Here is an 11,548-nt window from a genome sequence, read left to right as displayed (position 1 = left end):
AAATATAAACTAAAACTGCTATTCAGGCGTTTTATAACTAACAACAACGCCTTTTGCTACATGAGATTTTTGCCCTTGCTTTTGATACTGCTCTTTGTTCAAACCACATTTGCTCAAAAAACTTTCCTTTTTCCAAAAGTTAAGGCACAGGGAGCTTCTGTAGCTGCTCTTACTCCCCAAAACTGGACGCTCATTGAAAGTGCAACTGGCGATTTAAACAATGATGCTACAGATGATCTTGCACTGGTTTTCGAATCCAATCAGGTAACAGACGAGACCAGAACTTATGGCGATAATCATTCAGATATTATTAAGGAAACGCAGAAACCCCGCATCTTAGCTATTTATTTCAAAGATAAAGCTAACGGCGTTTTTAACCTTTCGGCACAAAACAACGACTTCATATTACGATCGGAAGAAGGCGGTAAAGTTGGCGATCCTTTACAGCAAATGGCCATTAAAGACCAGCAGCTGTTTTTACGGTTTAAGGGTGGCAGCGAATGGCGCTGGGAACTGGGTTATACTTTTAAGTTTCAAAACAAAGACTGGTTTCTGACCAGTGCCATTAACCTTTATTTTAACCAGAATACGGGCGATATGACTGAAAGGATTTACGATTTCAGTAGCAGGCAATTATTTACCACTGTTGGCAATTTGCACCGACGCGATATTGCCAACAGGAAAACCAGCGAAGTTTTATACTTCAGCCAATTAAGAACCTTTAGAACTTTTAAAAAACCCTGGGCATGGGAGATTATGCCGAATGTTTATTTGTAGGTTTTCATCAAGAAGCAATTTCATATATTTTATCTATATGATCGGAAGTAAACAGCTTATTGGCTACTTCCAATATATCAACAACCTGTTTTTTTGATACACTAGGAAAATCTTCCAAAAACTCATCTACTGTTATGCCTTTTTCAATATGAACAAATAATGTTTCTACAAGCACACGTGTACCTGCGAAAACAGGTTGTCCACCTAAAACGTCTGCATTTGTCGATACAATATCTTTTAATGAATCCATAGTACTCAAATTTACTAAATTATATCTACAAATTCTGCGCTATCACAAAACCACTGGCCCATGCCCATTGAAAATTGTAACCGCCTAACCAGCCGGTAACATCCATACATTCCCCACCGAAAAAAAGGTTGGGTATCTTTTTACATTGGAGGGTTTTAGAAGAGATTTCGCTGGTATCAATCCCGCCGCGCATAACCTCGGCTTTGTCATAACCTTTATCGCCTGCTGGCTTAACTTTAAAATGGTGGATAGTTGTTGTAATTAAATCGATTTCGGCCTTGGTTAAAGCAGCTACAGGTTTAGTTAAAGGCAAAAATTTACCTAAGGCATCCGTAAACTTTCTGGTATAAAAACGGTGTAGTAAGGTAGATAACAAAGTTTTTCCATTGGTTTTGCGTTCATCTTCCAGTAGCGAGAGTACATCATGGTTGGGCAATAAATTGATGTTAATCGTTTCACCTCGCCTCCAGAAAGATGAAATTTGCAAAATGGCAGGTCCACTTAAACCCCAGTGTGTAAACAGAATATTTTCTTCGAAAGCGATTTCATCATTGCTCACTTCGCAGAAAACTGAATTGCCAGAAAGTTGCGCAAACCATTCTTTGTCTTTACCGGTAATGGTTAAAGGCACCAAAGCTGGCGCGGTTTCAATAATGTTGAGCGCGTTTTTTCGGGCAAAACGTAAGGCAAAATCAGTGGCACCCATTTTTGGTATAGGTAGTCCGCCGCTGGCAATTACCAGTTTTTCTGTCGTTAATACCACCGTTTTACCATTCTTTTCGTAGCTCACCTTAAAGTAATCGTCAAAGATTTCAATGTTGTTAACCGCAGCATTACACCTGATTTCCTGACCAAAGTCTTCGCAAATTGAGGTAAAAACCGCAACCACATCCTTGGCATTTTTATCATCGGGAAATAGCTGGCCTAAAGTTTTTTCCTTTCCTGTTATGCCGTAAGTTTCAAAGAAACTGATGGTATCTTCTACCGTCCACTGGGTGAATGCTGACTTTACAAAATGCGGATTGGCTGAGATAAACTGCTCAGCTGATGCGAATTGGTTGGTGTAATTGCAACGGCCACCACCCGAAATTAAGATTTTGGCCCCTGGTTTATCATTTTTTTCGAGTACAATTACCCGCTTGCCCAAATAGCCCGCTTGTACGGCACACATCAATCCGCAGGCACCCGCGCCAATAATTATCGCATCTGCATCCATCAATAAATCTAAATATTGTTACTTTTGTGCAAAATTAGCATAATTTTCAACCCCTCATGGCAAAACAGATAAGCGAATTAAAATTAGGTATTTTAGGTGGTGGACAATTGGGCAGGATGCTCATCCAGCAAGCCATCAATTACAATGTTACTTCATTGGTTTTAGATCCTGATCCAGATGCGCCCTGTAAACACATTGCAAATTACTTCGAAAACGGTTCAATCACCGATTTTGATACCGTTTATAACTTCGGTAAAAAAGCAGATATCATTACCATCGAAATTGAAAAAGTAAATATCGATGCATTGGAGCAACTGGAAAAAGAAGGTAAAAAAGTATTTCCACAATCGCGGGTAATCCGCTTAATACAGGACAAAGGCGTGCAAAAACAGTTTTTTAAAGAAAACGATATTCCTACTTCGCCCTTTCAGATTGTAAATACGAAAGAAGATATGGAGAACAGCCAGTTCCAGTTCCCATATATCTTAAAACTGAGAAAAGATGGTTACGACGGAAAAGGCGTAATGAAAATAAACAGTGTGGCTGATTTAGATAAAGCTTTTGATGCGCCTTGTATTATCGAAAAACTGGTTGATTTTGAAAAAGAAGTAGCTGTAATTGTGGCCCGCAATGCCAACGGTGATATGAAAACTTTTCCGATGGTGGAAATGGAGTTTAACCCGGAAGCCAATCTTGTTGAGTTCTTGATTTCTCCTTCAACTTTTGCCGAAAGTTTGCAACAAAAAGCCGAAAACATTGCCAAAAATGTAGCTTCGGCTATGAACATTACCGGTATTTTAGCGGTAGAAATGTTTGTGTGTAAGGATGGTGAATTATTGGTAAACGAAGTAGCTCCGCGCCCACACAACAGCGGTCACCAAACCATTGAAGGCAATTACGTTTCGCAGTTTGAGCAACATTTACGCTCTATTTATAACCTGCCATTAGGCGATACCAGCAGCATAACCAATGCAATTATGATTAACCTTTTGGGCGAAAAAGGTTATGAAGGCGTAGCGAAATACGAAAATTTAGAAAAAATATTAGCCATTGATGGTGTTTATGTACACTTATATGGCAAGAAATACACCAAACCTTTCCGTAAAATGGGCCACGCTACCATTGTCGATATCGACAGAGACAAAGCAATAGAAAAAGCCCGTTTTGTACAAAAAACATTACGTGTAATTGCATAACCCTTACCATAAAATTTAAAAAATATATCATGAGCAATACAAATTCATCAAACTTCAGTGTAGGCATAATAATGGGTAGCAAATCGGATTTACCGGTTATGCAAGATGCTGCAGATGTACTTAAAGAATTTGGAATCAGTTACGAAATTACGGTTGTTTCGGCTCACAGAACGCCTGAACGCATGTTTAACTATGCCAAAGAAGCACAAGGCAGAGGCTTAAAGGTAATTATTGCTGGTGCAGGCGGTGCTGCACACTTACCTGGTATGGTGGCTTCAATCACTACGCTTCCTGTTATTGGTGTACCGGTTAAATCATCGAACTCTATTGATGGTTGGGACAGTATTTTATCGATCCTGCAAATGCCAAACGGTATTCCGGTAGCTACAGTTGCTTTAAATGCAGCTAAAAATGCTGGTTTACTTGCCGCTCAGATTCTGGCAACAGCCGATGAATCTTTAACGGTTAAAATGCAGGCTTACAAAGATGATTTAAGGAAAAAGGTTGAGGAGAGTGCTGCTTCTATGTAGTCTTTAGTCCTGAGTAGGAAAGCCATTTATGAGAAAATATAACGCGCTGAATCCTAAATAAAGATTGTCATCCTGAGCTTGTCGAAGGACCTACTTAAATACAAGGTGAGGCGTTTCGACAGGCTCAACGTGACAAGCTTAAAAAGAAACTAAAATTAATACTTCAGTCCTGTTTTAAGTTTACACACTTTCAAACTGGTAACTGATTAATTCAAATTCGGATCAATCGGAAAATTGCTTACATGGGCAAATTTTGGTCCTAAATGCACAATCACATCGCGCCAGAGTTTTTCATCGTCATTACCAAAAATCAGATCTACATTCGGGATATCGCTTACCATCCAGGCGTTTTCTTCAATTTCCCGGTCTAACTGCCCTACGCCCCAGCCCGAGTAGCCCATAAAAAACTTAATCTCAGTTGCATCTATCGCATTAGAATTCATCAGGATTTTAAGTGTTTCGAAGTTACCACCCCAATACAAGCCATCGCCAATGGGTTCGCCACTTTGCAGCTTATCGTAACAACGGTGTATAAAATGCAAGGTATCGGCGGCTACCGGTCCGCCGAAATAAATGTGGTTATCGGCCTGCCATAAATCCTGGATTACATCATTTAGAATTAAGTTTCCTACCTGATTGAGGATATAGCCCACCGTTCCCTCTTCGCCATGCTCGGTTAACAGCACAACTGATCTTTTAAAATTAGGATCTGACATAAAAGGTTCTGAGATCAGGAGTCGGCCGGTTTTCGGTTTTATATTGTTAAGCATGACGATAATCATTTGTAGCACCGTAAAAGATGCCTATTTTTGTTTTATGCAAGTTACAAATGAATTTCTACAAAACCTGCGCCAAGATTACAAAAGCGCTTCATTAGACGAATCGGACGTAGACAACGACCCGATTGTACAGTTTAAAAAATGGTTTGAACACGCTGTTGAAGCTAAAATATATGAGCCTAACGTAATGACGCTGGCCACTGCCGATAAATCAGGTCGGCCTGATGCCCGTATCGTGCTTTTAAAAGGTGCTGACGAGCAGGGTTTCAGGTTTTACACCAATTACCTGAGTGCCAAAGGAAAAGAACTGAAGAAAAATCCTTATGCCTGCCTCGTGTTTCACTGGCCTGAACTGGAAAGACAGGTTAGAATTGAAGGTACGGTTGAGAAACTCGATAAAGAAACTTCAGAGGCTTATTTTAATACACGCCCTGAAGAAAGCCAGATTGGTGCTATTGCTTCGCCGCAAAGTCAGGTTATCCCCGACAGGGCTTTTTTAGAACAAAAAGTCGCCGATTTTAAAGCCAAAAACCAGGATAAAGCTATTGTTAAGCCAGCCCACTGGGGTGGTTATGTGGTTAAACCTACACGCATTGAGTTTTGGCAAGGCCGTAGCAGCAGATTGCACGACCGCATTAATTTTGAAAAGCTTAAGGGTAGCTGGGTGAAAAGCAGATTAGCTCCTTAAGCAGAAGGCTAAAAGACTGAAGCTAATTACCGTAAACAAATAGAGATCGGCTATCCAGCACGATCTCTATTTTAACTAATCATTAACTAACCTAAATTTACTAGGAAGTACCTTTATTAAAACGCCTTTACTTTTTAAGATCAGGCGATAATTTTCTTTCTATAAGCAATTAAAAATGCTTTTTGTTTTTTCTGATGATTCAAATGTCCTTAAAATGACTGTAATCTAAAAGCTTGTACCGATGAGTAATTGCTTTGTATCGACTAAAAAACAGGATCGAAAATTTAACATTTCATTTAACATTTTTTAACTATATATTTTTGTTAATCAACATATTAAACAATAATAAATAGATTAAAATTTGAGATAAAAAAAATGGAGGTTTCTCGCCGAAACCTCCATTTTAAGAATGACAATAACAGCTGTTATCGAGCTTTAGTATAAGTCCACTTTTCGTAAAAGAATGTCCTGTCGGCACCAGACTGTGTCATGATGTAACTCACCTCTAAAACTTTGGTATTGCCCGAAACGGTAAACTTATTTACCCCTGCCGGATTTAACCTTGCTGCCCGAACAGATGAGTTAGTTCCCTGCCCGTAATAGTTGGTTACTGAAGTTACATTTCCATCGGCATCCATGGTAAATATTGGCGCGAAGTTTCCATAAGCAGAAGTCGATGTACCACTTTTAATCGGGTGATAATAATTGTTGGCATACAGATAACCATCATATTCAACTACCGAAGTGGCGCCGGTTGTTCTCAATTCCTGCGTCATCGGGTAATAACCGGTTAAAGTACTTGAGGTATTATCAACCATGGCACTCGAAGACGTTACGGTATATACGCCATCGTACTTGTTTTTGGCAACAATTAAAAAAACACCAGTTCCGTAATTACTGCTAATGGTTCCGGATGAAGCAGATTTGATTTTAATGCCCAGTGCGTAGGTTTTGGTAAAATCGAAAGCTGCTGTATTTAGCGTAAGGTGAAAAGTTGCTGTTTTTGATCCTTTTGGGATTGTTACATTATAGCTGGGTACAGTGTACAATGTAGTTGGTAATACCGTGTAACTACTGCTCATGGCAGCAACTGCCGTATCATCAAAACCTAAAACAAGGTTTACATCTTCAGCTGCGCCATCTACACCAGTATAATTTATCGTTACCGGAAAATCAATCGAAGCTGCTGCATCAAAAGATTTAGTGGCTACAGCGTAAGCCGTAGAGCTGGTTCTCGAAGGCAAATCGGCCAATTCAATAATCCCGCTCGAGCCGTTTTCGGTATAAATCCCATCTTGCTTGGTACAAGCGGTAAAACCCGCAGTGAATACCAGCAATGCAAGGCTAATTTTTTTATAATTTTTCATTTCTTTCTGTTTAAAAATCAATTAGTTAACATCCCAAAAAATCTTCGAAGTATAGGCACTTAAACCCGTTGGTACGTTTGGATTAAGATTATATTCGGTAGTTGGGTACAGGTTTCTAACCGGAAGTTTATCGGCCGAAGTTGCAGAAGACTGCAGCGAAACAAAAGTGGTGGTAGCTCCCGTACCAGAAATGGCTGGATAACCGGTTCTTTTGTACTCCTGCCAGGCCTCGTAGCCATTAACAAAGTTCAGCGCAATATATTTTTGGGTAATAATGGCTTCTAAACGTTGTGCAGCAGTAGTTGCAGCGCTATAATTCACCAGATAATTACCTGCATTTGCTGTTTTATAGGCAGTTAGGTAAGCATCTAAAACAGCCGTACTAGCAGAAGTGGTACTGGCACCCGTTTTTTGGAGATAATTGTAAGATGCCTTAATCCCATTATCGAAATTCGTAGCGGCATCACCAGATAAGGTATGACCATTTAAGGCCGCTTCAGCCAGCAGGAAATAAGTTTCTGCCGCTGGCATAATTAATTGTCCCATTACCCTGCTTTTAATAATGCCCTGCGTTTCTGGTGCATTCAGCGCTGTACCTACTCCAATGTACCAGGCCGGATATCCCGAAATCCATGAACTTACATTCGTTTCATTACCCAGTTGGTTAATCGGTGTGGTACCGGCTGCATAATTCTTATAAATTAAAGCGCCACGCGTTGCATCCGACAATTTGGTGCCGTTGTAGAACGAAAAAATCCAGCGGGTAGGAATTTGTTGTGCTGCATAAGCGCCGTTACTACCGGTATAAGAAGAGTGATAGGTATTCCACAAAGGATTTTGACGGGCACTTGTACTTACATAGCCCGGATTAATGGTTACATCATCGGTTAAAAAACCTTCGGCAGAGAAAGTACCAAATGCACTTGATGCATAAGCAGCCAACGTTCCGGCTTGCGCACGTGTTAAAATGCGCAGTTTAATGTTGTTGGCAAATTTAATCCATTTGGTTGCATCACCTTTAAATACAATATCGGCACTGCCCAATGCACTTACCACCGAGCTCGAACCATAAGTTTGCAGGTCTTTAATGGCGGCATCAATTTCGGTAACCAGCGATTTATAAACCGTAGCGGCATCATCGTAATGTGGTGTCAGGTTATCTACACCAGCAAGCCCTTCCGTATAAGGAACATTACCATACTCATCAACCAGAATCTGGTAATAATATGATTTCATAATCCGGGCTACAGCATTGTACAATACATATTTGTTTACCCCAGTGGTAGAAGTAATGATGTATTGATAACTCCGCAAATCGGTAAAAGCCGAATTAAACAAGCCGTTATTGGTACCCGAATTCCAGTTATAGGTAAAAAAGGTCGATCCGGTAAATGAGTAACCACCTGCATTAGCTTGATAACCAGCCATCCAGGCACCATAATTAAAATAGGTAATAAAATTTGAAGCTGTGTTATTCAGTACCGCAGGTAAAACCAGGTTTGGTGAAGATGAAGTAGCTGAGTTGGTATTTTCGTTGATATCCAGATAACTCTTTTTACAGCTTTGCACCGTAAAAGCAGTAATCAGTATGATCGATAATTTTAAAAGTCTTTTCATAATTCTTGTCATTAGAAAGTTAATGATATAGTTCCGCCGTAATAACGGGTTGGAGGCGTTTGCGAAAGTGAGGTAATCCCCACGGCGTTACTGTCTGCCCCGTTATTGCTGTAATCCGGATCGGCATATTCGTTCGATTTCGGCATCCAGATAAATAAGTTTCTGCCTTGTGCACTGATGGTAGCCGATTTGATAAATTTTACATTGCGCAATACCGACGATGGCAGTTTATAAGATAGCGCCAGTTCGCGCAGTTTCCAATAATTACCCGAATACACATAGTTACTGGTTACACTCGAATACAAACTGCTGCTGGTCCAGAAACCTGCTCCACCATCAGAAACCGTAATGCTATTGTTGGCCACATAGGTGCCTGTGGTACTATCGTAGTACGAAGAATTAGGAAATACAAATTTTTCCCTGTTGTAGTAGGCACTACGGGCCGATGAACCCGAGAAATCGTAAGTTGAACCCGCTGTACTGTATTGAACATAGTTGGAGCGGTATTCGAACAAGCCCGAAAAAGTTAAGCCTTTATAACTCAGCTGAAAATCAAGTCCGAGTCTGTTCTTTGGAATGGTGTTTCCCAAAATATTACCTTCAGTTTTTCCAACCGGGTAGCCAGTGTTCTGATCAACCACTACCCTGCCTTCCGGATCGCGGATATAGTCGGAACCGATAATTACCGGGTAAACCTGACCTACCTGACCAAAAATAGTCGAGCTGTTGCTTACGCCAATCCGGGTTAAATCGTTAGATAAAGACACGAGTTTATTGTTGTTGTAGGTATAGTTACCACCCAGGGTTAATTTCCAGTCACCTTTTCTGATTGGTGTAAAATGGAGGGCGGTTTCCAAACCTTCGTTGGTTAATTCGCCGGTGTTGAGCAAATAATAGCTATAGCCGGTCGTAATTGGCACGCCGGCCACAATGGCTTGACCGGTAGAGCTGGTATTGTAATAGGTTACCGTACCATCAACCAGGCCTTTAAATAACCTGAAATCGATACCACCTTCATAGCCTGTTGTTATTTCGGGTTTCAGGTTGTTCGAAACCAGTGTATTGTTAGGGGTGTATCCTGTACCATAGCCATAACCGGTTTGTGAATCGAAAGTAGATTCGAGCGAATAAGCACCGCCATTGGTACTGTTACCCACGTTAACGTTACCTACTTTAGAAATACCTGCCCTGATTTTCATGTAATCGATTACCTTGCTGTTTTTCAGGAAAGCAAAAGCATCTGTTGGGATGAACGAAACATCAGCAGCAGGATAAAAGAACGATCTGTTTGCAGGTGCCAATACCGAAACCCAGTCATTTCTTCCTGTTAAATGCAGGAAAAGGTATTTTTTGTAACCAATGGTGGCATCGGCCCACACGCCATACTGACGGGTATTGTAATTTGATTCATCAGCCGAAGGCGTTCCGGTGATGTTGCCCAGGTTATACAAATCGGTAACTTGTAGACCACTACCAGAAGCATTGAGGTATTTATAGTTATAGCTTTTTAAAGAAGTACCCACCAATGCGTTGATCGAAAAATCTTTGATATCTTTTTTGATATTGGCAAAAAAGTCGGTGCTAAAGTTACTGGTACTCAACATCTGATCTGACACGCCGCTGCTTTCGTTGGTTTTAGCCGAATGATCGAGTGTGTACTGGGTATAAGTATAACCCGCAGTACTGTTTTTGTTTTTGTAATAGCGGTTACTAATGGCTGCCCGATAGGTAAAATCTAACCAGTCAGTTGCTTTATATTTCAACTCTAACAAGCCGGTTAAATATTCATTCTGTGTTTTTTGCCTGTAATTATCGATAGCCCAATATGGGTTTTCGTAATAATCGTTGTAATAATTATCCGGATTACCCCAACCACCGGTATTTTGCCAGTCTTTATAACTCAACAAAGGAATTTGTGCGGGTGTATTTAGTAAATTGTTATAAATGGTAGAAGTTGCACTGGTAATATCATATTTATTCTGTGTGTAACTGGCATTGTAATTGGCTGTAAAATTCTTGGTGAAATTCCGTGATCCGTTGTATCTCAAAGCAATACGGGTATATTCATCTTTCGGCGTAGTGCCTGTTCCGTTAAGATATTGTGCCGATAAATAGCTCGATGATTTTTCGTCAGCTGCAGAAATAGAGAAATCGGTCTGGTTAGAGACGCCGGTATCCCAAAAATCATACTTATCGTTGGTAGCTGAATAGGCAGCATATTGTTGGGTACCGTTTTCGAGCACGCGGCCAATTGGTCTTAATGTGCCATCGAAAGCTGGTCCATATTGCTGGTTTTCAATCGGATCATACACCTGCGCACCTGATGTAGACCCCGAACCAAAACTATTTTGCAAGAGCGGGTAAAAACTAACCTGCTCCAGTACCGTAGTGTTGGATAGTTTAATTACAGGTGTACCCTGCTTGCCTTTTTTGGTGGTAATAATCAGTGCGCCGTTAGAAGCATCTGAACCATACAGTGCAGCACCACTCGCACCATTCAAAACCGTAATATCGTCTACATCATCCGGATTCAGGTTGCCCAGTAAAGCATTAGGTACTACAGCACCATCCAGTACAATCAGGGCCTGGTTATTGCCCGTGATAGAACGGTTTCCACGTAATACCAAACGATAGCTCGGATTAACCCCGCTACCCACAGCATTAATTTGTAATCCGGCTACTTTACCGGCCAAACCGCCGGCAATGGTAGGTGATTTACCTGCAGTAAGCGATTCGCCATCTACTCGGGTAGAAGCATAACCTTGCTCACGCGCGGCACGTTTAATCCCTCCGGCAGCTACTACTACTTCATCGAGACTGTTTACATCCGATTCGAGTACGATGTCGATATTTCTGGCATTTACATTTTGTTCTCTGGTTTTGAAGCCGATGAAAGTGAACACCAGACTATGTACTCCCGATGGTACTTTGATCGAATAAGCACCGTTGGCTCCGGTAGTTACCCCGTTGTTGGTTCCTTTAACTTTAACACTTACCCCCGGCAGTGGCAGTCCGTCTTCTTTGGCTGAGACCACTCCTGTTACTGTCCTTTCCTGAGCTGAGGCCTTCACCCCCAGCAAAACAATAAAGAACAACAAAAACTTTAGTAGTTTTCTTTTCATTTACAT

Annotated in this window: 10 protein-coding genes; 4 read left to right on the top strand and 6 right to left on the bottom strand. The window is 40.9% G+C overall.

Annotated elements, in window-relative coordinates; all coding sequences use genetic code 11:
* The first annotated feature begins 60 nt into the window (after nt 1-60).
* Nucleotides 61-777: a hypothetical protein gene (locus OC25_RS05115; protein WP_052265966.1), complete on the top strand. Its 717-nt coding sequence runs from the start codon at nt 61-63 to the stop codon at nt 775-777.
* A 7-nt stretch (nt 778-784) separates the two neighbouring features.
* Here OC25_RS05115 and OC25_RS05110 read toward each other — a convergent pair whose 3' ends face one another.
* On the bottom strand, nt 785-1,027 hold the full coding sequence (locus OC25_RS05110) for a DUF433 domain-containing protein (RefSeq protein WP_039472470.1): 243 nt from the start codon (nt 1,025-1,027) through the stop codon (nt 785-787).
* A 25-nt stretch (nt 1,028-1,052) separates the two neighbouring features.
* Nucleotides 1,053-2,243 carry a BaiN/RdsA family NAD(P)/FAD-dependent oxidoreductase gene (locus OC25_RS05105; RefSeq protein ID WP_039472467.1) on the bottom strand — a complete coding sequence of 397 codons (1,191 nt, stop codon included), beginning with the start codon at nt 2,241-2,243 and terminating at the stop codon, nt 1,053-1,055.
* Between the two features lie 56 nt (nt 2,244-2,299).
* Here OC25_RS05105 and OC25_RS05100 point away from each other — a divergent pair, with 56 nt between their 5' ends.
* Together OC25_RS05100 and purE are read left to right on the top strand one after the other, a co-directional pair.
* Nucleotides 2,300-3,439, top strand: coding sequence for a 5-(carboxyamino)imidazole ribonucleotide synthase (locus OC25_RS05100; RefSeq protein WP_039472466.1), 1,140 nt, complete (start codon nt 2,300-2,302; stop codon nt 3,437-3,439).
* A 29-nt stretch (nt 3,440-3,468) separates the two neighbouring features.
* Nucleotides 3,469-3,969 carry a 5-(carboxyamino)imidazole ribonucleotide mutase gene (gene purE, locus OC25_RS05095; RefSeq protein ID WP_039472464.1) on the top strand — a complete coding sequence of 167 codons (501 nt, stop codon included), beginning with the start codon at nt 3,469-3,471 and terminating at the stop codon, nt 3,967-3,969.
* 206 nt (nt 3,970-4,175) lie between these two features.
* Here purE and OC25_RS05090 read toward each other — a convergent pair whose 3' ends face one another.
* Nucleotides 4,176-4,739: a YqgE/AlgH family protein gene (locus OC25_RS05090; RefSeq protein ID WP_039472462.1), complete on the bottom strand. Its 564-nt coding sequence runs from the start codon at nt 4,737-4,739 to the stop codon at nt 4,176-4,178.
* Nucleotides 4,740-4,785: 46 nt separating this feature from the next.
* Between OC25_RS05090 and pdxH the strand changes: the two genes are divergently transcribed.
* Nucleotides 4,786-5,436 (top strand): pyridoxamine 5'-phosphate oxidase, encoded by a 651-nt coding sequence (gene pdxH / locus OC25_RS05085; protein ID WP_039472636.1) that lies wholly within the window; start codon nt 4,786-4,788, stop codon nt 5,434-5,436.
* A gap of 425 nt (nt 5,437-5,861) precedes the next feature.
* On the opposite strand, the gene OC25_RS05080 is transcribed toward pdxH, so the two are convergent.
* Genes OC25_RS05080 through OC25_RS05070 form a run of 3 tightly spaced genes read right to left on the bottom strand, consistent with a single transcriptional unit; the run spans nt 5,862 to nt 11,542 of the window.
* Nucleotides 5,862-6,803, bottom strand: coding sequence for a DUF1735 domain-containing protein (locus OC25_RS05080; protein WP_156131400.1), 942 nt, complete (start codon nt 6,801-6,803; stop codon nt 5,862-5,864).
* A gap of 21 nt (nt 6,804-6,824) precedes the next feature.
* Complete coding sequence (locus tag OC25_RS05075) at nt 6,825-8,420, bottom strand: SusD/RagB family nutrient-binding outer membrane lipoprotein (RefSeq protein WP_039472633.1); 1,596 nt, start codon at nt 8,418-8,420, stop codon at nt 6,825-6,827.
* A gap of 11 nt (nt 8,421-8,431) precedes the next feature.
* On the bottom strand, nt 8,432-11,542 hold the full coding sequence (locus OC25_RS05070; protein ID WP_052265964.1) for a SusC/RagA family TonB-linked outer membrane protein: 3,111 nt from the start codon (nt 11,540-11,542) through the stop codon (nt 8,432-8,434).
* Nucleotides 11,543-11,548 lie beyond the last annotated feature (6 nt).

This window comes from Pedobacter kyungheensis (assembly GCF_000812965.1).
GTDB classification, from domain to species: Bacteria; Bacteroidota; Bacteroidia; order Sphingobacteriales; family Sphingobacteriaceae; genus Pedobacter; species Pedobacter kyungheensis.
This window is presented reverse-complemented; position numbering and strand designations above follow the sequence as displayed.